Origin of the sequence: Oceanicaulis sp. UBA2681 (genome assembly GCF_002354675.1) — a bacterium.
Taxonomy (GTDB): domain Bacteria; phylum Pseudomonadota; class Alphaproteobacteria; order Caulobacterales; family Maricaulaceae; genus Oceanicaulis; species Oceanicaulis alexandrii.
In genome coordinates this window covers 65790-88231 of sequence record NZ_DEMB01000010.1, presented here as the reverse complement: position 1 = coordinate 88231, position 22442 = coordinate 65790, and the positions used below count along the sequence as shown (strand labels likewise).

Below are 22442 nucleotides of genomic sequence, written 5' to 3'. Positions count from 1 at the left end.
TCAGATTGACCGCCCTACTCCCACTCAATGGTGCCCGGCGGTTTGGAGGTGACGTCGTAGACGACCCGGTTCACGCCGCGCACTTCATTGATGATGCGGGTGGCGGTGCGGCCCAGGAAGTCATGATCGAAGGGGAAATAATCCGCCGTCATGCCGTCCGTCGAGGTCACCGCGCGCAGGGCCAGCACATTGTCATAGGTGCGGGCATCACCCATCACGCCGACCGTTTGCACGGGCAGCAGCACGGCGAAGGCTTGCCAGATTGAATCGTACAGCCCGGCCTTGCGGATTTCCTCAATATAGATCGAGTCCGCCTTGCGCAGGATGTCAGCCTTGTCCTTGGTCACTTCGCCAGGAATACGGATGGCGAGGCCCGGCCCCGGGAAGGGGTGACGACCGATAAAGCTCTCGGGCAGGCCCAGCTCGCGCCCAAGCGCGCGGACCTCGTCCTTGAACAGTTCGCGCAGCGGTTCGACAAGCTTCATGTTCATGCGCTCGGGCAGACCGCCCACATTGTGGTGCGATTTGATGGTCACCGACGGCCCGCCGTCAAAGCTGACGCTTTCAATCACGTCCGGATAGAGCGTGCCCTGCGCGAGGAAGTCCGCACCGCCCACGCCTTTGGCCTTGTCTTCGAAGACGTCGATGAAGAGCTTGCCGATGGTCTTGCGCTTTTTCTCGGGATCGCTTTCGCCCGCCAGCGCAGACAGGAAGCGCTCTTCCTCGTCAGCGGCGACCAGCGGAATGTTGTAGTGCTCACGGAACAGCGAGACGACCTGATCGGCCTCGCCGGTGCGCATCAGGCCCGTATCCACGAACACGCAGGTCAGCTGATCGCCGATGGCTTCGTGGATGAGCACGGCGGCCACCGAGCTGTCCACGCCGCCCGACAGACCACAGATCACCCGGCCCGAGCCGACCTGTTCGCGGATCTTGGCGATGGCCTCTTCCTTGAAGGCGGCCATGGTCCAGTCGCCCTTCAGCCCCGCAATATTGTGGGTGAAGTTGCGCAGGATCAGCGCGCCGCGCGGGGTGTTGACCACTTCAGGGTGGAACTGCACGCCATAAAAGCGCCGTCCCTCATCCGCAATGGCGGCGAAGGGGGCGTTCTCGCTGGCGGCGATAGGATGGAAGCCCTGCGGGATCGCGTTGACGCGGTCGCCATGGCTCATCCAGACGCGTTCGAGATGGCCCACCGCGCCCAGGCCCTCAAACAGCGGGCTGTCGGCGACGATCTCGATATCGGCGCGGCCGAACTCGCGTTCTTCCGCCGCTTCCACGCTGCCGCCCAGCTGGGCGCACATGGTCTGCTCGCCATAGCAGATGCCCAGCACCGGCAAGCCGCGTTCAAAAACGCTTTGCGTGGCGCGCGGCGTGCCTTCGCCGTGGACGGAATTGGGACCGCCCGACAGGATGATCGCCTGGGGCGCATAGGCGTCCAGGAAGGCGTCATCGACACGGTTGAAGGGGTGGACCTCGCAATACACGCCGCTTTCGCGGAGCCGGCGAGCGATCAGCTGGGTGACCTGACTGCCAAAGTCGATCACCAGCACTTTTTCATGATGGGCCTGAATCTCGGTCATGGCTGCGCATAGCGCAGACGGGCGCGTTTCGCCAGAGGGTATCCGCACGCCAGCGCCACATCCGGACTCAAATGGTTTTCCTGATCCATTGAGCGCGCTATGTTGCGACCATGATTCAACGGTTCGCCGCCTCCCTGCCCAAAATCCTGACCGCGATGATCTTCATCGCGTGCTGGACCGTGCAGGTCTGCGCCCAGCCGATTGAACCCGCCGGTCATGAACACGCGCATGGCGCGGCGCACGCGCCAGCCGTAACTGACCACCAGATGGCGTGGCACGCCCATCACGCATCCGCCAGTGATCAGGCCGATCCGCATTGCGACGACAACGCGTTGTGCGGCGCGGCTCTGGTGCTCAGCGATGCGCCCCAGCTGGACGCCCCGGCGGTCTTGCCGAGCACGCCGCGCCCGGACCTGGCGCAGTTGCGCCGCACCGCGGCGAAAGCGCCCGTCTATGATCCGCTGCGGCCCAGACCGCCACCGCGCCCAACCCCCGTCCAGCTTCATTCGGTCCAGCTCAACTAGGACGCCAGACACGCTGATCCGCGCCTTGCGCGGGCGCCCCCTGTCTGACGATCCCTGTTGAAAGACCAAAACCATGCTTACGAGACGATCCTGGCTGACCGGCGCTGGCGCGCTGGCGGCCGCCAGCCTGACCCCGAACTGGGCCTATGGCGCCCGCGCCCTCACCCAGCGCGCCCCCGACGCCCTGACCGGCACGCAGTTCAATCTGGATATCGCCCGCACGCCTTTCCGCGTCGAGGGCCGCCGCGACAGCGCGCTCACGGTGAACGGAACCGTGCCTGCGCCGCTCTTGCGCTGGCGCGAGGGCGATGAGGTGACGCTGAATGTCACCAACCACCTGGACGTGGACAGCTCCATCCACTGGCACGGCATTTTGCTGCCCTTCCAGATGGACGGCGTTCCCGGTGTGAGCTTCCCCGGCATCCGCCCCGGCGAGACCTTCACCTACCGCTTCCGGCTGCGCCAGTCGGGCACTTACTGGTATCACAGCCATTCCGGGCTTCAGGAGCAGGAAGGGCTTTATGGCCCGATCATCGTCGATCCGGCCCATCATGATCCGGTGGGCTATGACCGCGAGCACGTGCTGGTGCTGAGCGACTGGACATTCATGTCGCCGGAAGCGCTGTTCAACCGACTGAAGACCAATCCTGAAAGCCTCAATTACAATCACCGCACGCTCGGTGATCTGGTCCGCGATATGGGCGAAGACGGTGCGCGCGCTGCGCTGTCAGACCGCGCCATGTGGGGGCAGATGCGCATGAAGCCCACCGACATCTCAGACGTGGGCGGCGAGACCTACACCTATCTGATCAATGGCCAGGGACCGGGCAGCAACTGGACGGGCCTGTTTGAGCCCGGCGAGCGGGTGCGCCTGCGCATCATCAACGCCTCGGCGATGACGATCTTCAATCTGCGCATCCCCGGACTGCCGCTGCAGGTCGTGCAGGCGGACGGGCAGAACGTGGCCCCCGTCGAGACGGACGAGCTGCAAATCGGTGTGGCGGAAACCTATGACGTGGTGGTCACCCCGCGCGAGGATCGCGCCTTCACCATCATGGCGGAAAGCATTGAGCGCCTGGGCTACGCCCGCGCCACATTGGCGCCGCGCGAAGGCATGACGGCGCCGGTTCCCGAGCTGCGCCCCACCCCGCTTCTGACCATGCGCGACATGGGCATGGATCACGGCGCCATGGGGCATGGCGGAATGGATCATGGGTCAATGGCTCAGGGCCAGATGGATCATGGCGGTATGGACCACGGTTCAATGGATCATGGGACGATGGATCATTCCGGGCATTCCGGGGCGATGCAGGACGACGCGCCCGTCACCCACAACCATTCCGAAGGCCCTAGCGTCGCCAATCTCAATATGGCGCCGATCAGTCGCCTGGATGAACCAGGAATCGGGCTGGAGGATGTGGACCATCGCGTGCTCACCTATTCCCAGTTGCGCAGCCTTGACCGCAATCCTGATGTGCGCGCGCCGGGACGTGAGATGCAAATCCATCTCACCTCCAATATGGAGCGCTATATGTGGTCGTTTGACGGCGTGCGCTTCACCGAGATCGACGCGCCCATCGTCTTTCATGAAGGCGAGCGGCTGCGGGTCACATTGGTGAACGACACCATGATGCCCCACCCCATTCACCTTCACGGCATGTTCTTTGAACTGGTGAACGGCGGCGGCGATCACAAGCCGCGGAAACACACCGTGATCGTCAAACCGGGCGAGCGCCTGGCCTTTGACGTCACGGCGGACGAGCCGGGCGACTGGGCCTTCCACTGTCACCTGCTCTACCACATGCATGCAGGGATGATGCAGGTGGTCTCAGTGCGCCCCGGCCCCATGGACCATTCCGACCATCAGGGTCACTCCGGCCATGAAGGCCATCATCAGCCCGAACCCGCGCCGATGGACCATTCCAGCCATTCCGGCCATGGCGGCGGTCACCACGGCCATCACGCCCCCGCGCCAGAGCCTGAACCGGCGCCCGCTCACCCTAACCACCATTCCGGTCATCACGGAGGTGACGCATCATGATCCGCTCCTTGCTTCTGGGCGCGGCCTGCGCCCTCGTCTCCGCCCCTGCCCTCGCGCAAAGCCACGAGGGCGACCACGCCGAACCGCTGTGGAATGCGGCAGACCGGTATTTCGACGCTGATGTGATGGCGCAGGCGCGTCATGACGTGCTGCACCATTCCGGCGCCACGAAGCATTCCATGGTGATGATCGACCGCTTTGAATGGCAGGATGCAGACGGCGAAACCGCTCTCAAATGGGAGGGCGGCGCCTGGACCGGCGGCGACATCAATCGCCTCGTGATGAACTTCAAGGGCGCGTACTTGCCCGACGAGGACAGCTTTGACGGCGGCGAGGTGGAGCTTTTATACAGCCGCGCCGCGACCCGCTATTTCAACGTCCAGACGGGCCTGCGTCATGAGTTCGGCCCCGACGAAACGCAAGCCGTGATCGGGGTCGAGGGCCTCGCGCCCTACTGGTTTGAGGTCAACGCCCACGCCTATCTGGGCGGAGACGCCGGCGCCGCCATCGAGGCGGAGGTGGAGTACGAAATCCTCTTCACCCAGCGCCTGATCCTGCAGCCGGTCGTCGAGACCCGGTTTGCGTTCGGTGACGCCCCCTCGCTCGATCAGGGCACGGGCTTCACCGATATCGAAGCCGGTTTGCGCCTGCGCTATGAAGTCCGCCGCCAGTTCGCCCCCTATGTGGGCGTCAGCTGGGAGCGCAAGCTGGGCGAAACGGCATCCATTGCCCGGTCGCTCGGGGAAGAGGTGGAGGAAACCGCCCTCCTCGCCGGGGTGCGCCTCTGGTTCTAACGCAAAAGGCCCCGGCGCTGCCGGGGCCTTTTTCTTGAGCGATCAGACCCTACGCCGTGCGCTCCATCACGCAGACATAAAACCCATCCGTGCCGGTACGGTGCGGGGTGAGCTGGAGGGCGCCGAAGCGGCCTTCAAGGGCTTTCAGGCGCTCCTGCGCGCCCTCGGCGAGGCGACCGGATTGCGCCATGGCGTCGCTAGTGGGCACGGGCGTGAATTCGGGGTGCGTTTCAAGAAAGTGCGCGACCCGGTCTTCGTTTTCTTCGGGCAGGATCGAGCAGGTCACATAAACGAGGCTTCCGCCCGGTTTGACGAAGCGCCAGGCCTTGGACAGCACTTCATCCTGTTCAGACTGACGGCGTTTGAACGCCTCTTCCTTCAGACGCCATTTGCTGTCGGGACGGCGCCGCCAGGTGCCCGCGCCCGAGCACGGCGCATCCATGAAGACGCAATCAAGCTTGCCTTCGAGATCCCCCAGCGTTTCGGCTTCCTTGCCGTCGCGCACCTGCACATTGCGCGCGCCGGAGCGCTGCAGGCGTGGCCAGATCGCGCGCAAGCGGCGGCCGTCATAATCCCAGGCGTAAAGCTGGCCGGTGTTTTCCATCAGCGCCGACAGCGCCAAAGTCTTGCCGCCCGCCCCGGCGCAATAATCCAGCACCTGCCCGCCCTTGATGTCGCCCGCCGCCAATGCGGCCAGTTGCGAGCCGATATCCTGCACCTCGACCCAGCCCTTGCCGAAGGCGGGAATGCTGTCCGCTCCCGGCGCCTTGGCGCGCGGATCGGTTTCGGGAATGCGCAAACCATCCAGGATCAGGTCAGAGACCTCGATATTCTTGATCTTGGGGGCGACCGCGCCGAAGGCCTTTTCCGGCTCGGCTTTCAGACGGTTCACCCGCAGGTCCACCGGCGCCCGGCCCGCCATGGCCTGACCTTCCGCTTCGGCTTCTGCGCCATAGGCGCGCTCAAAGCTCGGCGCCAGCCATTCGGGCACATCCGCCCGCACATGAAGCGGCGCCGTCGCGTCGAGCCCTTTGGACAGAGCCTCAACCTCGGACTCTGTCAGGGGCTCAGGCGCATGTTCATCGCCTTCAAACACCGCGCTGATGGCGGCCGCGTCCATATCCCAGGCATAGGCCAACGCCCCCAGCACCAGCGCGCGCGGCGTGTCCTCGCCCATCACATGACGCAAGGCGCCGCGGCGACGCAGCGAGTCCAGCACCAGACCGGATATCCAGGCACGATCCCCCGATCCGGCGAACCGATGCGCCTTGCCCCAATCGCGCAGCGCATCCTTCACCGGTTGATGCCGGGTCATCACCGCGTCGAGCACTTCAATGGCGCCGGCGATCCGTCCTGCGTCGCGCATGGGAAAGGTCTTTCTTTTTCGTTCGCCCTTCGGGCTGGGTGTTCGGCCTTCGGCCGGCGCGCGGTCGCGCTTGCGGAGCAAAGCTCCGATGGTTGTTCCGCCGTTCGGCGGGCGCGCTATGCGCTTGCGGAGCTGCGCTCCGGGGTGGCTGATCACAGAGGGTGTTCGGCTCTGCAGTCAAAATCAATAAACGCCCGAAAATCGGCGTCATGCTCTCGCGCCCTCTGATACACAGTCTGCATGTTGTTTTCACGCCCTTCCGACACCGCGCTCTATGACGCCCTTCTGAACCGGGACTCCGCTTGGGACGGCCGAATGTTTGTGGGCGTCACCTCCACCGGCATTTTCTGTCGCCTCAGCTGCCCGGCGAGAAAGCCCAAAGCAGACAATTGCCGCTTTCACGAGACGGCGGCGGAGTGCCTTGATGCGGGCTTCCGCCCCTGCAAACGCTGCAAACCGCTGGAACACGGCATGGAGCCGCTGGTCGCGGACCTGTCTGCGAAGCTCAACGCCGATCCGGGGCGGCGCTGGCGCGAAGACGATCTGACGGCGCTCGGCCTTGCCCCCTCCACCGTGCGGCGCGCCTTCAAGCGCCAGCTCGGCGTGACCTTTCTCGAGCTGGCGCGCTTGCGGCGCCTGCAGGAAGGCTTTGCGGCCCTGGGCGGCGGCGAGCGCGTGATCGAGGCCCAGTTGACCGCCAATTACGACTCCGCCAGCGGCTTCCGGTCCGCCGTCAGCAAATTGTTGGGCCTCGCGCCCGGCGCCTTTCGCGATGACGCCCTGCTGCGCTGCGCGCCGATCTCCACACCCTTGGGGCCGATGATCGCCGTCGCGGATGACCACGCCCTGCATCTCTTGGAGTTCATGGATCGCAAAGCCTTGCCCACAGAGCTTAAACGCCTGTCCGAGCGGACGCCGGGCGGGCTCGGCTTCGGACGCACAAAGCCACACGCCATGATTGCAAATGATCTGGAGGACTATTTTAACGGCAGGCTGCGAGACTTTCAGGTTCCCGTGAAATTTCACGGCAGCCCGTTCACGCAAGCTGTCTGGCGTGAACTGCAGGCGATCCCCATGGGACAGACCCGCAGTTACAGCCAGCTCGCCGCACAAATGGGCCGACCTTCCGCCGTTCGCGCGGTCGCCCGCGCCAATGGCGATAATCAGCTCGCTTTGATCATCCCGTGTCACCGGGTGATCGGCGCCGACGGATCATTGACCGGGTATGGCGGCGGGCTTCATCGCAAGCGCGCCTTGCTTGATCTTGAACAGCAAGCCGCGCCTCTGCCCTAGAGGAATGACGCTGATGTACGATCATTTTGCCTCACTGCACGCCCCTGGGACTCCCCTGGTGTTGTTTAACGCCTGGGATGCCGGCAGCGCACTCGCCATTGAACGCTCCGGCGCCAAGGCCATCGCCACCTCAAGCTGGGCGGTCGCCGCTGCTTTAGGGTTTGAGGACGGGGAATCCCTGCCGCTGGACTGGCTGGAGCGGATCACCCGCCGGATCGCCAAATCCATTTCCGTGCCGCTGACGGTGGATATCGAGACCGGCTATTCAGAAGACCCCGCCGAAGTCGCCGATCACGCCTTGCGCATCCGCAATACGGGCGCCGTGGGCATCAATATCGAGGATCGCGACCGCAAGACCGCAAGCCCTGTTCCACTGGCGAAGCACGTCCTCAAACTGCGCGCCATCTCGAGCGCCCAGACGTCTGAAGGCGAACCGCTGTTCATCAATGCGCGCAGCGAGGTGTTCTTTGACCCCGAGGATCCCAGTCACCCCACCGAGCGCATGGGCCATGCGGTGGAGCGCGCCCACGCCTATGTGGACGCCGGCGCAGACGGGATTTTCTTCCCCGGCCTCAAGGACCCTGATCTGGTGGCGAGACTGGTGGAGGAGATCGGAGCGCCCATCAATGTGATGGTTCCTGATGTCGAACAGCTCAAGATCATGAAACAGGCCGGCGCGCGCCGCATCAGCTTCGGCCCGGCGCCCTATCTGTCCGCCATGGAGATGCTGACCAATTGCTCACGCGAGGCGTTGACGCTCTGAAACGAAAAACGCCCGGCGACATGCATCGCCGGGCGTTCTCATTCAAGGCTCACCCCAGACTAGGACGGGGTCGGATAGTTCGGCGCTTCGCGGGTGATCGTCACGTCATGGACGTGGCTTTCTTTCAGGCCCGCGCTGGTGATGCGCACGAACTCGGCCTTTTCCTGGAATTCCTTGATCGTCTTGGCGCCGGTATAGCCCATGGCGGCGCGCAATCCGCCCACCATCTGATGCAGGATCGGCGCGACCGGTCCCTTGTAAGGCACCTGGCCCTCGATCCCTTCAGGAACGAGCTTCATCCGATCGGTGACTTCCTTCTGGAAATACCGGTCGGCGGAGCCGCGCGCCATGGCGCCGACAGAGCCCATGCCGCGATAGGACTTATACGCCCGGCCTTTGTAGAGGAACGTCTCGCCCGGCGCTTCTTCAGTGCCCGACAGCATGGAGCCCATCATCACGCAATCTGCGCCCGCCGCGATGGCCTTGGCGAGATCGCCGGAATACTTGATCCCGCCGTCCGCGATGATGGAACCGTTAAAGCCGTCTGCCGCGCGTCGGCAATCCATGATGGCGGTCAGCTGCGGAACACCCACGCCCGCCACAATGCGCGTGGTGCAGATCGAGCCCGGCCCGATGCCGACTTTCACCGTGTCCGCGCCGACATCAAACAGAGCGCGCGCGCCATCATAGGTCGCCACATTGCCGGCGATCACCTGGGTCGAATTGGAGGCGGCCTTGATGCGCTTGACCTGCTCGAGCACAGAAGCGGACATGCCGTGCGCGGTGTCGATGACGACCGTATCCACGCCCGCATCAATCAGCGCTTGCGCGCGCTCAAACCCGGCGTCGCCCACAGTGGAGGCGGCGGCGACGCGCAGGCGACCGTGTTCGTCCTTAGCGGCGTTAGGATAGGCTTCGGCCTTGACCATGTCCTTGACCGTCATCAGGCCGACGCAATGGCCCTCATCGTCGACAACCAGCAGCCGCTCAATGCGGTGCTTGTGCAACAGACGCCGCGCTTCGGCCTGATCCACGCCGGGTTTGACCGTGACCAGGTTCTCATGCGTCATCAGTGACGCCACAGACTGGTTCAAGTCATCGGCGAAGCGGACATCGCGATTGGTGATGATCCCGACCAGCTTGCCGTTCACGCCCTCTCCACCTTCCACGACCGGAATGCCAGAGATCTTGTGATGGTTCATCAGAGCCAGGAGCTCGGCCAGCGTCGAGTTGGGCGAGATGGTGATCGGGTTGACCACCATGCCGCTCTCATAACGTTTGACGCGGCGGACTTCTTCAGCCTGCTCTTCAATCGTCAGATTTCGGTGGATGACGCCCAGACCGCCATCCTGGGCCATGGCGATCGCCAGACCGGCTTCGGTCACCGTATCCATGGCGGCCGACAGAATGGGAATGTTCAGGGTGATCGACGGCGTGAGCCGTGTCCGCACCAAAGCGTCAGCGGGCAAAACCTCAGACGAACCGGGCTGCAAGAGCACGTCGTCAAAGGTAAGCCCCTCGCGAATCTGCATGGGGAGGCCTCCTTGTCTCTTGCGGGGCCGCTTTAGCAGGTTTCAGCGTGAGCGCAAGGCCGTTTAGCCGCACGGGTCGACGGATTGCCCCGTTTAGCCTACATCGTTATGGTAAACCAACCTGTGCGCGTAATACGCGTATTCCCCTGACAGGTATAAGGAAATTATGCATGAGACTCGTTGCGGTGATTGATGACGACCCGGTCGAGATGACAATTCTGTCAGGCCTTGCCGAGCATGTTCCCGGCTCGTTTCAATTTGACCATTACAATTCAGTGAATGCTTTCTGCGAAGACCCGAAAGCGTCCGAGTATGATCTCGTCTTTCTCGATCGCCGCGTGCCGCCCCATAGCGATTATGGAGAAAGCCTGCCGGTGCTGGACGAATGCGGATTTGACGGCACCGTCGTGATGCTGACCGCTCGCCGCCTGGGACCAGGCAAGCCCAAAAGCCGGCTGCGGCTTCTCGGACCTTACGAGAAGCTCGACATCCAGGACCCTGAGGTCATGGAATACCTGCTCAATGGTCGGCCGGCGCCGGGGCTTTAGGCTTTGGCGCTGACCGGCTCTGGCCCGGTCCAGCTATCGCGGACTTCACGATAGAGCGGATCCGGCTGAATATTCAGACGCTGACGCGCCTCTTCCAGCGGCAGGGGCAGCAGTTCGGTCAGATCCGTGACAACCATGTCCGTGCTCTCGCGCGCCATCTTGCGCGCATTCGCCATCATGCGGCCCACAGGCCATTGCCAGATCTCCGAGCGGATGCGCAGGCCCGCGAACATGCCCAGCAAGCGCGAACCCCGCGTACCGCTCTGATTACCATTATACGTCAACAGCAAGGCCTCTCCCAGCGGATCGCGACCATACCCGGTGAGCACGTGGTGCAGGTCATGGGCCAGATGGAAGGTATAGGTCATGGCCGCAAACTCGGGATACTCGCGTTCGAGCTGCGCATACAGCTCGGGCGCGTTCTCCACAGCGGCCACATGCACGCCCAGCGGGTCGAGATTTTCGGTATCCAGATAGTGCAGATACGCCGCAGCGAAGGTGCCGCGACCGTAAGATTTCAAGGTCTCGCGATCGAGCAGCTTGTTCGCAAACCGCGTGCGGTCCTCGATCTGGCTGCGCCCGAACTCGGAATTGACGAACCGGCCCAGAATGCCGCCCATGCTCTGCCCGTTCACAGCGCGGAAGAACTCGAACACATAGCGCGTGTCGTCGCGATCGCCGACCAGCCCCCAGAACGCATTCCAGGCGCGAATCGGGTTGAACGGTTCCCACGGATAGGGTGGGCAGGCTGCGTGCTGCTCGGTCATGACTGTCCTCCCGGCGGTCTTGCTCATGCCGCTCTGTATGGGAGTATCCACAATTGAATGGAAACGCCAAGTTAAAAGTGAACAGCGTTTACCGCCAGAGTGCGCCACTCACCCCTCAGGTCGAAACCCGGTCGCGATCAGGAAAGTCTCCGCACTCTCCGACCGGCTGGCGGGCGGTTTGTAATGGCGTACTTTTTCAAACCGAGCCTTCAAAAGGTCCAGCAATTCGCCTGTGGCGCCGCCCTGAAAGACCTTTGCGACGAAGCCGCCGCCCGGCTTGAGCACGTCCAGCGCGAAATACGCCGCTGCCTCCACCAGCGCCACAATACGCAAGTGGTCAGTGGATTTATGCCCGGTCGTCCAGGGCGCCAGATCCGAGATCACCAGATCGGCTGGCCCGCCCAAGGCTTCCTTGAGGGTGTCTTCGGCGCCTTCCTCGGTGAAATCGAGCTCCAGCTGGATCGCGCCGGCGATGGGCTCGACCTCCAGAAGGTCGATGCCGGCCACATGCGCGGCCCCGCGCTTGAGCGCAACCTGGGTCCAGCCGCCGGGCGCCGAGCCAAGATCGGCCACCCGCATGCCCGGCTTGATCAGGCCGAACTTGTCATCGAGCTCGATCAGCTTGTAGGCCGCGCGCGAGCGATAGCCATCCTGTTTGGCGCGCGCCACATAGGGATCGTTGAGCTGGCGTTCGAGCCACAGCTTGGACGAGTATTTACGGCCCCGCGCGGTTTTCACCCGCGTACGGAACTGCTTGGCTGAACGGGCGTCCCCGCCCGCCGTGACAGGGCCCGACCGGCGGCGGCGGCGTTCGGGTTCGCCTTCGCCGTTTTCGTCATCCTTGCTCATGGCCGTCTCTCTTTTCTGTTTCGGACGCCTGGCTCCGGGGTGCGTTGGGCTCGCCGCGCTTACCTGCGCCGCGCCGTCCGCGCCGGCGCTTGGGACGCATCAGGTTGAGCAACATGCCCTCGCGCAAGCCGCGATCGCCGACCCGCACCTTCTCTGTCGGCCAGGCTTCCATCACCGCTTCGTATATGGCGCATCCCGCCAGCACCAGGTCGGCGCGATCATGGCCGATACAGCCTTCACGCGCCCGCCCGTTGCGGTCCTGACTGGCCAGACGCTGGCAGGCGATGTGCGCGTCTTCGGACGTCATCCACATGCCGTCCACCTTGTCACGCATATAGCGGGTCAGATTGAGATGCACCCCTGCGACCGAAGTCACCGTCCCCGATGTGCCGACCATATGGGCGCGCCCCGCCTCGAAGATCGGCCGCAAACGGCGCGCGCCCTTGGGCGCCTTGAGATGCTTGACGGCGTGCGCCTTCATCTCGGCATACCAGGCCGCCCGCGCCTCATCGCCGCTCTTCTTGGGCTCCGGAAAGCGCTCGGACAGGGTGACGACGCCCAGCGGCATGGAGGACCATCCGCGCAAGGGCGGCCGGCCGCCGCTGTCATAGCCGCCGCGATTGCGCCATTCCTCGAGATCCACCCAGCACAGCTCGGTCGAGCCGCCGCCGATATCGACCACGACAGCGGCGTCCATGGCTTCGTCCAGCAGGTCCAGACTGCCCTGCACCGCCAGGCGCGCCTCTTCTTCCGGCCCGATGATCTCCATCTCCAGGCCGGTTTCAGCTTTGACACGCTCGACAAAAATCTCGCCATTATGGGCGCGGCGGCAGGCTTCTGTGGCGATGGCGCGCAGCTTGGTGACATTGCGGCGCTTGATCCGGTCCGCGCAGACCGCCAGCGCCTCCACCGCGCGCTCCATGGCGGCTTCAGAGAGTTCGCCGGACGCCGTAATGCCCTCGCCCAGACGGACGATGCGCGAATAGGCGTCAACCACGCGGAAACCCTCCCGCGTGCGCCGCGCCAGAAGCATGCGGCAATTGTTCGTGCCCAGATCGATAGCCCCGTAGATCGGGTCCTGGCGGGCGGATTTCCGGCCTCGATTCGGGCGCTGGCGCGCAGGCTCGGGGCCGGCGGCGTCCTTCGCCATGGTGTTCGTCCTCATCGCGCCCGCAAAGACTGGCGGCGCGCCGTTTCTTCGGCGCAAGCCGGCAACCGGCCGCGGGCGATACTTCAGTTTGACGTTAAGGATAGCTCGCCTTTCACGCTTGTGAAAGCACCGAACCCGGCTGTTGCAGCGTCAGGCACTGGAATTGCATATGATGACAGCTACATATGTCGGTCCGAATCCAGGAGTGTCCGCCTTGCGTGAGGCCAAGTTCACAATCGGCGACGTCGTGCGCCATCGCCTCTTCCCGTTCCGGGGGGTGATTTTTGACGTGGATCCGGTGTTCGCGAACACCGAGGACTGGTGGCTGTCCATTCCCGAATCCATGCGGCCGGACAAGGACCAGCCCTTCTATCATCTGCTCGCCGAGAATGAGGACGGCCATTACGAGGCCTATGTCTCTGAAGGCAATCTGCTGCCCGACGCCGAGAACGGCGCCGTGGGCCATCCTGATACGGTGGACATCTTCGAAGGCTTTGACGGCCAGCGTTATGCGCTGAAGTCCGGCGGCTTCGTCCAGAATTAGCGCGCACAAAAACGCCCGGATCATTGATCCGGGCGTTCTGACATCGTCGGAGAAACTGACGCGCTCTAGCCTTCGTAGCGGACCACGGTCTGCTCGATGGCGCCGAAGATGGACTTGCCGTCCTTGTCCAGCATTTCGATGCGCACCGTGTCGCCCGGCGTCATGAACGGGGTTTTGGGCGCCCCATCATAGATCGTCTCGATCATGCGGATTTCAGCGATGCAGGAATAGCCCTTGCCGCCTTCAGCGACTGGCTTGCCGGGACCGTCATCGAGCTTGTTGGAGATGGTGCCTGACCCGATGATCGAGCCTGCCGACAGCGGACGCGTCTTGGCGGCGTGGGCGACCAGCTGGGCGAAATCAAACGTCATGTCGACGGCGCATTCAGGCTCGCCGAATTTCGATCCGTTCAGCCAGGATTGCAGCGGCAGATGCAGCTTGCGGCCATCCCACGCGTCGCCCAGCTCGTCCGGCGTCACGGCGACTGGAGAGAAGGCGCTCGGCGGTTTGGACTGGAAAAAGCCAAAGCCCTTGGCCAGCTCACCGGGGATCAGTCCGCGAAATGACACGTCATTGACCAGCATGACCAGGCGGATTTCCTTGGCCGCGTCATCCACGCTGAGACCTGACGGGCCGTCGCCGGTGATCACGGCGACTTCCGCTTCAAAATCGCAGCCCCAGCTGTCATCGCCCAGCGGAATGTCCTGACGGGGGGCGAGGAACTTGTCGGACCCGCCCTGATACATCAGCGGATCGGTCCAGAAGCTGTCCGGCAGCTCCGCGCCGCGCGCCTTGCGCACCAGCTCCACGTGATTGACATAGGCCGAACCGTCTGCCCACTGGAACGCCCGCGGCAGGGGCGACAGGGCCTCACGCTCATGGAAGCGCTCGCGCGGAATGGATTCGCGCTCCAGTTCGTCAGACAGGCTGCGCAGCGCCGGCTCAGTCGTCTCCCAGTCATCGAGCGCCGCCTGCAAGGTGGGCGCGATATGGCTGGCGTCTGCGCACCAGGCGAGATCGCGGGAGACCACCACCAGGCGACCGTCGCGTTTTCCATTGTTCAGCGTGGCGAGTTTCATGGGGGAAAGCCTTCTTGTTATTTGATCTGTCTCTTCCCCGGCGCAGGCCGGGGCCCAGAGCCATCAGGCCCCGGGCGCTTGCATCACTGGGTCCCGGCCGGAATTTATCCTCAACTTGATTGGGGGCCGGGAAAAGAGAAAGCGAAGCCTATTTCGCTTTCGGCTTCCAGCTGTTCACATAATCGAGGTTTTCGACGCGCGATGCCCCCTCGCCCACATCCAGCGGGTCGCGGGTGTCGATCATCACGGCGTATTCGTCGGTCGCAGGCTTTTTCTGTTCCAGCATGTTCGCCAGCGCCTTGGGGTGCGGACCATGGGTGAAGCCCGCCGGATGGAAGGTCATCATGCCCGCATCGATATTGTCGCGGCTGAAGAAGTCACCGGCATGGTAGAACAGCACTTCATCATAATCGTCATTATTGTGGAAGAACGGCACTTTCAGCGCGCCCGGATCGGTCTCGAAGGGACGCGGGGCGAAGGTGCAGATCACGAAACGATCCGACAGGAAGGTGGTGTGCGCGCTTGGCGGCAGATGGTAGCGATGGCTCATCAGCGGCCGGATATGGCGCACATTCAGGCGCACCGGGTGCAACTCGCCATGCCAGCCCACCGCGTCGAGCGGATTATAGGGATAGGTGATGGTGGAGACCTGGCCGCGCTTCTTGATCAGCACCTTCCACTCATGATCCTCGTCCGCCTGCTGCGCCTTGAAGGCGTCATCCATGGCGGGCACGTCGAACATGGCGGGATCGAAGACGGCGTGCGGGCCCACAAGCCCCTTGTCCGGCAAGGTGTAGTGAGTGTTGGTGGCCTCCACCATCAGCACCAGGGTCGGCTCTGACGGAGACAGGCGCCACAGCGTGCCGCGCGGCAGGACGATATAATCGCCCGCCTCATATTCCAGATGGCCAAAGTCGCAGAACAGCGAGCCGGCGCCGCGATGGATGAACAGAAGCTGGTCGCCATCTGCGTTGCGCGCCAGCGTGGTCATTGGTTCAGACAATGACCAGAAGCGGATGTCCGTGGCGTTGTTATAGAGGACTGAAGCTGAGTCCCACGGCGTATTCTGCGGCGATCCCAGCTTGTTCAGATCAAAGGCGCGCGGCTGCAGCGGCCCCTCAAAATCCACCCAGCCCGTGGGCGGACGCTTGTGATGCAGGAAGGCGGCGGGGCCGAAGAACCCTTCCTTGCTCATCTCCCGCTCATAGGTGCCCTCGGGCATGTCGGCATGGGCCTGGCGCGAGGCATTGCCCTCAACGCGCGATGCGTAAATCCACTTGCGAGCCATGAGGCGCTCCCTGACTGGCGAAATTGTATTCTCGACAAGTTAGTTACATTTGAAACTAAATTAAAGGGGCGGGTTCCGTGTTGACACTCCAACTGAGTGCGTCACCCTCTCGCGGCAACCGAAAAGGCGCGTCCGCGAGGATACAGGCAGAGTGAGAGGGACACCCCGCCAATGGATGACGAACCGAAGAAAAAACCGTTTATTCAGTTTCGCCCGGTCTCGGCCGCCATTGTCGCGATCCTCGCAGCAATCGCCTGTTTCATTTTGATCGACAATGTCGGCCTGTCCATTCTGATTGTGGCGGTTTCCGCTGGCATTGCTCTATTCGATCTAGGCGGGGGCCTTGATGGGCCTCAGTCAAGTCTGTTCGACAATTTTGGGGGCGACGGCGGCGACTGACCCACCTCCACTGACGGCCTGACGACGAACCTGATCTCCCTCACAAGCAAGACATTCTTCCATGACCCCTAGAAAATCCAAGTCCATCAACCTTCGTCTCCGCCTCGGCGCAAGCGTCATCGCCGCCATAATGGCCGGGGTCTTCTCTCATCTGTTCATGGGCGATAAGACCTTCACAATCATTGCCGTCCTGTTCGTAGGTTTCGGTTTTTTCTTCACCATGGGACAACCAGGCCATGGCGCAGGCGCAGATGGCGGTGGCGGAGGTGATGGCGGTGGCGATGGAGGGGGCGGCTAAGCCCTACGCCTCATCGCCATAAATCGACACCACAGGTTCATCGCCCGGCGTCCAGCTGGCGCGATACATGCCCGGCGTGTTGAAGCTCCAGATCGGTTCGCCATGGCTGAGCATGACCACGCCGCCATCACCGCCCATGGCGGTGAGCGCGTCCTGGATCACGGCGTCAGCGGCCTGCTGGCCGCCCGCCTCTCCCAACACCTCGAGCTGGGTGCAGATGCGCGCCGCGACATTGAGGCGGATGAAGTATTCGCCGGTGCCGGTCGCCGAGACACCGCAAGCGGGCGTGGCGTAGGTGCCGGCGCCGATGATCGGGCTGTCGCCCACCCGGCCCCAGCGCTTGGCTGTGGTGCCGCCCGTCGACGTGCCGGCCACGACCTCACCAGATTGATCGCGCGCCACAACGCCCACTGTGCCAAAGGCGTGCTCGCGCTCCATCAGGTCCAAAGCGCCCTCGCGGATCGGTTCAACTTCAGGCGCGCCTTCTGGACGTGGCGGCACAGGCAGGCCCATCCGGCGCACTGCGCGCACCATGGAGGCCCAGCGGCGTTCGGTGAAGAAATGCGAATTGTCCACCAGCTCGAGGCCCTGATCGGCGGCGAATGCTTCCGCGCCCGGGCTCTGCAGCATCACATGGGGGCTGTTTTCGAGCACGGCCCGCGCCAGGCTGATCGGGTGACGCACTGTGGTCACGCCCGAAACGGCGCCCGCCTGCATGTCCGATCCGCGCATGATCGACGCATCGAGCTCGTTGCGGCCTTCGGCGGTGAACACCGCGCCGACGCCGGAATTGAATTTGGGATCATCCTCGAGCGTATGGATGACGGCCTCGACCACATCCATCGCCGAGGCGCCGTCCGCCAGCATGTCGCCGCCGAGCCGGATCGCAGCGTCCAGGGCGTCGCGATAGGCGGCCTCGGTCTCGGCATCCATGTCGCCGCGCTCGATCACGCCTGCGCCGCCATGCAGGACGATCGCCCAGTCCGGCTCTCCGCTCTGAGCCAGAGCGGCTCCGTTCGCCAGAACCATCGCACATACGCTTAACACCAAACGCCGCATTTCACTCTCCCCGAACACGTCTTTCAGTGAGAGGACCAGCTTGCGCGCGCCTTGGCAAGGACACAGTCACGCCTGGCGACCCCGGGCCAGAAAAACGAAAGGCGAGGTCCCCCGACCTCGCCTTTCTGCGCACGTCTGAACTGCTGCAGTCTAGCTCAGTCGCGGCTGGCTCAACATGCCCACGCGCCCAAGCGCATACTGGGCTTTTTCGCCAAACATGCCCGTCCGGGACACCAGACGATTGAGCCTGTCAGCGGTATCCTTGCACAAAGCGCGGGCGTGATCAGCTGACCATTCACCGACCTCGGCGGACCCCACAGCCTCTTCAACCAGGTTGAGCGGGTGCATGCGCTCTTCAGCGTCATAGAGCGTCGCCGTCAGTGATGTCGGCGCGGAAAAGCCCATCAGATAGGCCGGAGCGCCCATGGCGCCCTCGAGAATGCCGGACAGGTCCGGGTGCGCATAGGCGGATACGCCAGCGCGACGCAGCAGAATCTCGCCCGGACGTGGCTCGCAACCCGGCGCAGGCTGGTGCAGACCGTTATCGGCCATGATCGGTCCGCCCGGATGAAGCTGAACATGGACTATCGACCAGTTCGCCGCACGGGCTTCAGACAGGATAGAGGCGCTGACCTGGGCAATGCGTTCACCCTCGGGATCCGTCCAGGGACGGCCCTTGGCGACGAATTCCATTTGCAGGTCCAGGCATACCAGTACAGGAACTCCCAGGCTCATTTTGCTGTCTCCGTCTGCTTTTTGGCCGGCGCGGATTTGGCTCCGCGTCCAGGCTCCCTCCCCTGTAACGGTGAAGCGCCACGCGTCACCGACTTGTCCAAGGGGCCGGGTTTGTCCCAATCCCCTTCGGGCCGATCCAGGATCAGTGGATCGGTATCAATGTGAAGCGCTTTGGGGTGGGGGTCCGGACGCCCCTCCATTTCCGCATACGCCCTATCTGAAAATACGAAGACCCCACGGTGCTCGCGGTGGATAAAGCCATAGCGCTTCCAGTACGGGATCAGATGCTCTTGCACGTGACCGACGAATTTGCGGTAGCCTTTCCGACGGATCAGATCGATTGCGTCCTGCATCATCTGACGTGCGACACGACCCGACCGATGCCCGTTGCGTACGCAGACCCGCTCGATCTTGGCGAAGTCGGCGAACCAGCGCACCCGCAGGCAAGCCAGGGGTTCTCCCCCCGCTTCGGCCAGCAGATGCGTCGCGCCAGCAAGGTCATTGCCGTCAAACTCTTCATCATACGGGCAGTCCTGCTCGGACATGTAAACGAGCGCACGAACGACGGCGATCCGCTGCATATCGTCCATGGTCCGCGCCACGCGCACGATCACAGGCGGTTCAAATTCCTCAACGCGTGTTCCGTCCATAGCCCCCTCCAAACCCTAGGTTTTGCTGGCGTCCGCAGCCTGGGGCACCCACCCCAGCCAGGCTGCGCCCGCCGATGGCGCATCAAGCGCGGCGGTCATCATGCGGCCCTCCCGGCTCATCGGCCGGGCGAACAGAGCGACATGCGGAAACGCCTTGCGGCGTGCTTCAGTGACGGCCCGCACCACGGCGCGTTTATCGGCTTCGCTGACGCCCGCCAGGCACCACACGTAAATCGCCGACGCGCGCTCATCGGGCGCGGTCAGCAGATCAAGCTCGGGTTGATCGGGCGACAGACGCCCGTACATCAGCGCTTCAAAGCCGCGCGCGTTGAGAAACAACAGGGCGATGAAGCCGCTGGCCTCGCCCGTTTCATTGCGCCGAATGAAAAAACAGCGTTGTGTGCGCGCCTGGCAGGCCAGCACGATGTCCTCGGACGCCAGGGCGCCGCCCAGCGCTGTCACTGCAACTGTAGAGGCGTCTGCAACGTCGAGAGGCTCTTCAGAAGATGTAAAGCCATGACGCGCAAAGATACGGATCAGTTCAGCGGTCGCTGGCGCATCTGGCCCTGACAGCCGGTGTTGCTTATCCTGATCGCGCATGTAGCCCCTCATCCATGAGACGGATGGTACCGGTTCCGATCCCTCGTCCGCTTCAGCGAAGTCGACATGCCCCCTATTCATCCGCAAAGCGGACCCGTTCATGAGCACTAAGCCGCAATTGTTTGACTGGGACGATCTGCGTATTTTCCATGCGCTGGTGTCCTCTGGATCCATGAGCAGCGCTGCGCGCAAGCTCGGCATCGGACAGCCAACCGTGAGTCGGCGTCTGGAGCAGCTTGAAACCCGCATCGGCGCGCGCCTCGTCACGCGCGGCGCGGACGGGGTGGAGCTGACCGATATCGGCGAGCGGATCTGGGCGCAGGTCCAGATCATGCAGAACACCGCCGGCGATATTGAACGCATCGCCCACCAGGCGGACCGCGCCGACGCCGGCACTGTGCATCTGGCGGCGCCGGAAGGCGTGGCCGGGTACTGGATCGCGCGGCAACTGCCGAGTTTTGTGGAAGCCAACCCGCTGATCAATCTGGAGATCAACACCCGCGTGGATGGCGAGCTGGCGCTCGATCAGAGCGATATCAGCCTGCAGATGACAGAATCCAAACGGATGAGCCATGTGGCGACTGAATTGGCGACGCTGCATTACGTGCCCTTCGCCGCGCGCGCCTATCTCGACACCTATGGCGCGCCGAAAAGCGTCGCGGACGTGCTCAATCACCGCATTGCGGATCTGGTGAGCTATCGCGAGCAGCAAACCCATTGGCCCAAGGAAGCCAGCGCCATCAAGCAGATGATGAACCCGTCCCTGACGACGGATAACTCACTGGCGCTGGTTGAGGCGGTGCGCGCAGGCACGGCCATCTCGATGATCCCCACCTACGCCGCCAAGGTCCAGCCTGATCTGGTGCATGTGGATCTCGGGCTGGAAGTGCCGATCACGCTGTGGATGGTCTACCATCCCGACCAACGCCGGGTGACCCGCGTGCGCAAGGTTCTGGACTGGCTGCGCGAGATTTTTGACGGCTCGCTTTATCCCTGGTTCCGCAAGGATTATCTGCCCCCGAGCACTTTCTCGGATGTGGATGTGGTGCATGTACGCGGCGAACGCCCCAGGCCCCGCGCGCTGGATTAGGCGCGCGGTCCGGTATGGGCGATCATCAGGCGGAGCACCGCCCAGATCGCACTCGTGATGACGCAGGCATACAGCAGCAGCACGAAATCAGGCTGGTAGAGCGCCAGGCCGCCCAACGTCGTCCCGAACAGGCGCGGCAAAAGGCCCAGCAGAACGACAGCCAGCACGCCGGACATCACCAGCGGGAACCATAAGCTGAATATCCCCGCGATCCCGGACTTGGCCCGCAGGCCGTCCCGCAAGACCCAGGCCGAGACGCTGGCCGCGAGATAGACCAGCGGCATCAGCAGCACGAGCAGGTAAAGCGATCTGGCGCCCCAGCCGGCGCCGGCCTCATAGGGTTCGCCCAACGCCAGATTGGTGATGCCGAAAAGAAGCGGCTGCACCCCGCCAAAGCCCATCCCGCCCGAGGCGTTGATCAGCACGACAACGCCGCGTTGCTGCGCCGGCTCAAGCAAGGCGATGGTCTCAAACCCAGGCGTCAGACCGGTGTGAAGCGCGTAGCCGCCCTCAGGATCGAGCGCCCAGCCCAGACCGTAATAGGGCGAGCCTTCGCTTGCCGGACGCACCATTTCAGCCTTGCTGGCCGCTGAAACCAGATCGTCCTCACCGTTGAGCATCAAGCTCAGATAAAGCGCCATGTCAGCAGCGCTTGAAACGATGCCGCCGGACGGCGCATGGACCCTGTCCCCCCAATGGGCGTCATAAGGACGGTGTCCGAACATCCAGGGCCGGTGACCGGTCGCCAGGCCTTCAACCGGCTCTCCCTTGAGCACGTGGCTGTCGTGCATACCCGCCGGCCTCAGAATGTTGCTTTCAACATAATCGGGATAAGTCTGGCCGCTCACCGCTTCGATGACGGCGCCAAGCATTTGATAGTTCGCGTTGGAATAGGCCCAGCCCGTTCCGGGCGCCTGGGCGGGTCCGTCATGCGCCAGCTGGGCGCCGCGCTCAGACAGCGTCAGCCCGGAGGCCGCAGCATTGCCCTGAACCGTCGAATATCCGCTGGTGTGACTGAGCAGCTGGCGCAGCGTGATCGGCGCCTGCGTTTCAAACACAGGCAGATGGCTCGCCACCTCATCGTCAAGGGTCAGCTGGCCCGCCTCAGCCAATTGCACGATGGCGAGCGCGGTGAAGCTCTTTGTAACAGATCCGATGCGGAACAGGGTGTGCGGCGTGACCGGCGCGTTCTCGCCCGAACGCATAACGCCCGAAGCGTCAGAGACGAGGCTTTCCCCGTCCACAAAGGCGTAAGCCAGGCCCGGTGCGCCCGAGCTGGCCATGTGACGCGCAATGAAGGCGTCCAGATCGTCTGACGTCTGCGCAAAGGCGCTCGTCGCCAGCGCCAGCAACACAAGAACCGCTATCAGAATATGCCGCATATAGCCCCCCTGTCCGCGGTCATCGTGCACCGGGCGTCTGAAATGACCAAGCCGCTTTATCCGCTCATGAAAAAGCTCCCGGGCGAAGTCTCGCCCGGGAGCTCTGGA

The 22442-nt window shown here is 63.5% G+C and carries 23 protein-coding genes; 10 read left to right on the top strand and 13 right to left on the bottom strand.

Going from position 1 to position 22442, the window contains the following annotated elements:
* Window positions 1-14: 14 nt before the first annotated feature.
* On the bottom strand, window positions 15-1583 hold the full coding sequence (gene guaA, locus B3M53_RS07115) for a glutamine-hydrolyzing GMP synthase (protein ID WP_273020157.1): 1569 nt from the start codon (window positions 1581-1583) through the stop codon (window positions 15-17).
* A 110-nt stretch (window positions 1584-1693) separates the two neighbouring features.
* On the opposite strand from guaA, the gene B3M53_RS07110 reads away from it, so the two are divergent.
* From B3M53_RS07110 to B3M53_RS07100, 3 genes are all read left to right on the top strand, one after another.
* Window positions 1694-2107: a hypothetical protein gene (locus B3M53_RS07110; RefSeq protein ID WP_273020156.1), complete on the top strand. Its 414-nt coding sequence runs from the start codon at window positions 1694-1696 to the stop codon at window positions 2105-2107.
* 73 nt (window positions 2108-2180) lie between these two features.
* Window positions 2181-4148, top strand: a complete 1968-nt coding sequence (locus B3M53_RS07105; RefSeq protein ID WP_273020155.1) for a copper resistance system multicopper oxidase — start codon at window positions 2181-2183, stop codon at window positions 4146-4148.
* Window positions 4145-4942: a copper resistance protein B gene (locus tag B3M53_RS07100; RefSeq protein WP_273020154.1), complete on the top strand. Its 798-nt coding sequence runs from the start codon at window positions 4145-4147 to the stop codon at window positions 4940-4942. Before B3M53_RS07105 ends, B3M53_RS07100 begins: the two co-directional genes overlap by 4 nt.
* Window positions 4943-4991: 49 nt before the next feature.
* Here B3M53_RS07100 and B3M53_RS07095 read toward each other — a convergent pair whose 3' ends face one another.
* Entirely contained in the window at window positions 4992-6308 is a 1317-nt protein-coding gene (locus tag B3M53_RS07095) for an RsmB/NOP family class I SAM-dependent RNA methyltransferase (protein WP_273020153.1), read from the bottom strand.
* 240 nt (window positions 6309-6548) lie between these two features.
* Between B3M53_RS07095 and B3M53_RS07090 the strand changes: the two genes are divergently transcribed.
* Complete coding sequence (locus B3M53_RS07090) at window positions 6549-7601, top strand: bifunctional transcriptional activator/DNA repair enzyme AdaA (RefSeq protein ID WP_273020152.1); 1053 nt, start codon at window positions 6549-6551, stop codon at window positions 7599-7601.
* Between the two features lie 13 nt (window positions 7602-7614).
* Window positions 7615-8364, top strand: a complete 750-nt coding sequence (locus B3M53_RS07085; RefSeq protein ID WP_273020151.1) for an isocitrate lyase/PEP mutase family protein — start codon at window positions 7615-7617, stop codon at window positions 8362-8364.
* A gap of 59 nt (window positions 8365-8423) precedes the next feature.
* Here the strand turns inward: B3M53_RS07085 and guaB are convergent, their stop codons facing one another.
* Window positions 8424-9896 (bottom strand): IMP dehydrogenase, encoded by a 1473-nt coding sequence (guaB, locus tag B3M53_RS07080; RefSeq protein ID WP_273020150.1) that lies wholly within the window; start codon window positions 9894-9896, stop codon window positions 8424-8426.
* Window positions 9897-10066: 170 nt separating this feature from the next.
* On the opposite strand from guaB, the gene B3M53_RS07075 reads away from it, so the two are divergent.
* Window positions 10067-10444 carry a hypothetical protein gene (locus B3M53_RS07075; RefSeq protein WP_022701961.1) on the top strand — a complete coding sequence of 126 codons (378 nt, stop codon included), beginning with the start codon at window positions 10067-10069 and terminating at the stop codon, window positions 10442-10444.
* Here the strand turns inward: B3M53_RS07075 and B3M53_RS07070 are convergent.
* The 3 genes from B3M53_RS07070 to B3M53_RS07060 form a co-directional block, all read right to left on the bottom strand.
* The gene (locus tag B3M53_RS07070; RefSeq protein ID WP_160091924.1) at window positions 10441-11211 is read right to left on the bottom strand and encodes a Coq4 family protein; all 771 of its coding nucleotides are present in this window, start codon (window positions 11209-11211) and stop codon (window positions 10441-10443) included. The genes B3M53_RS07075 and B3M53_RS07070 overlap by 4 nt on opposite strands.
* 108 nt (window positions 11212-11319) lie before the next feature.
* Window positions 11320-12060, bottom strand: a complete 741-nt coding sequence (locus B3M53_RS07065) for an RlmE family RNA methyltransferase (protein WP_273020149.1) — start codon at window positions 12058-12060, stop codon at window positions 11320-11322.
* Complete coding sequence (locus tag B3M53_RS07060) at window positions 12047-13210, bottom strand: Ppx/GppA phosphatase family protein (RefSeq protein WP_273020148.1); 1164 nt, start codon at window positions 13208-13210, stop codon at window positions 12047-12049. Before B3M53_RS07060 ends, B3M53_RS07065 begins: the two co-directional genes overlap by 14 nt.
* Before the next feature lie 169 nt (window positions 13211-13379).
* Here B3M53_RS07060 and hspQ point away from each other — a divergent pair, with 169 nt between their 5' ends.
* A complete protein-coding gene (hspQ, locus tag B3M53_RS07055) occupies window positions 13380-13754 on the top strand; it encodes a heat shock protein HspQ (protein WP_051143392.1) in 375 nt (124 codons plus the stop codon).
* A 65-nt stretch (window positions 13755-13819) separates the two neighbouring features.
* Here the strand turns inward: hspQ and B3M53_RS07050 are convergent, their stop codons facing one another.
* Both B3M53_RS07050 and B3M53_RS07045 read right to left on the bottom strand, forming a co-directional pair.
* Window positions 13820-14833: a fumarylacetoacetate hydrolase family protein gene (locus tag B3M53_RS07050; protein ID WP_160091927.1), complete on the bottom strand. Its 1014-nt coding sequence runs from the start codon at window positions 14831-14833 to the stop codon at window positions 13820-13822.
* Between the two features lie 148 nt (window positions 14834-14981).
* Entirely contained in the window at window positions 14982-16121 is a 1140-nt protein-coding gene (locus B3M53_RS07045; protein WP_286800011.1) for a homogentisate 1,2-dioxygenase, read from the bottom strand.
* A 171-nt stretch (window positions 16122-16292) separates the two neighbouring features.
* Here B3M53_RS07045 and B3M53_RS07040 point away from each other — a divergent pair, with 171 nt between their 5' ends.
* Together B3M53_RS07040 and B3M53_RS07035 are read left to right on the top strand one after the other, a co-directional pair.
* Window positions 16293-16520 carry a hypothetical protein gene (locus B3M53_RS07040; RefSeq protein ID WP_273020355.1) on the top strand — a complete coding sequence of 76 codons (228 nt, stop codon included), beginning with the start codon at window positions 16293-16295 and terminating at the stop codon, window positions 16518-16520.
* Window positions 16521-16581: 61 nt separating this feature from the next.
* Entirely contained in the window at window positions 16582-16818 is a 237-nt protein-coding gene (locus B3M53_RS07035; protein ID WP_273020354.1) for a hypothetical protein, read from the top strand.
* Window positions 16819-16821: 3 nt separating this feature from the next.
* Here B3M53_RS07035 and B3M53_RS07030 read toward each other — a convergent pair whose 3' ends face one another.
* The 4 genes from B3M53_RS07030 to B3M53_RS07015 all read right to left on the bottom strand — a co-directional run bounded on the left by B3M53_RS07030 (window position 16822) and on the right by B3M53_RS07015 (window position 19862).
* The gene (locus B3M53_RS07030) at window positions 16822-17877 is read right to left on the bottom strand and encodes an isoaspartyl peptidase/L-asparaginase family protein (RefSeq protein ID WP_273020353.1); all 1056 of its coding nucleotides are present in this window, start codon (window positions 17875-17877) and stop codon (window positions 16822-16824) included.
* Window positions 17878-18027: 150 nt separating this feature from the next.
* The gene (locus B3M53_RS07025) at window positions 18028-18612 is read right to left on the bottom strand and encodes a cysteine hydrolase family protein (protein WP_084683509.1); all 585 of its coding nucleotides are present in this window, start codon (window positions 18610-18612) and stop codon (window positions 18028-18030) included.
* Complete coding sequence (locus tag B3M53_RS07020) at window positions 18609-19202, bottom strand: GNAT family N-acetyltransferase (protein ID WP_273146438.1); 594 nt, start codon at window positions 19200-19202, stop codon at window positions 18609-18611. The genes B3M53_RS07025 and B3M53_RS07020 overlap by 4 nt, the downstream gene beginning before the upstream one ends.
* 75 nt (window positions 19203-19277) lie before the next feature.
* Window positions 19278-19862 carry a hypothetical protein gene (locus B3M53_RS07015; protein ID WP_273020352.1) on the bottom strand — a complete coding sequence of 195 codons (585 nt, stop codon included), beginning with the start codon at window positions 19860-19862 and terminating at the stop codon, window positions 19278-19280.
* Window positions 19863-19962: 100 nt separating this feature from the next.
* Between B3M53_RS07015 and B3M53_RS07010 the strand changes: the two genes are divergently transcribed.
* Entirely contained in the window at window positions 19963-20952 is a 990-nt protein-coding gene (locus tag B3M53_RS07010; protein ID WP_028284803.1) for a LysR family transcriptional regulator, read from the top strand.
* On the opposite strand, the gene B3M53_RS07005 is transcribed toward B3M53_RS07010, so the two are convergent.
* A complete protein-coding gene (locus B3M53_RS07005) occupies window positions 20949-22334 on the bottom strand; it encodes a serine hydrolase domain-containing protein (RefSeq protein ID WP_273020351.1) in 1386 nt (461 codons plus the stop codon). The two genes, B3M53_RS07010 and B3M53_RS07005, sit on opposite strands and share 4 nt — an antisense overlap.
* Window positions 22335-22442: the final 108 nt, after the last annotated feature.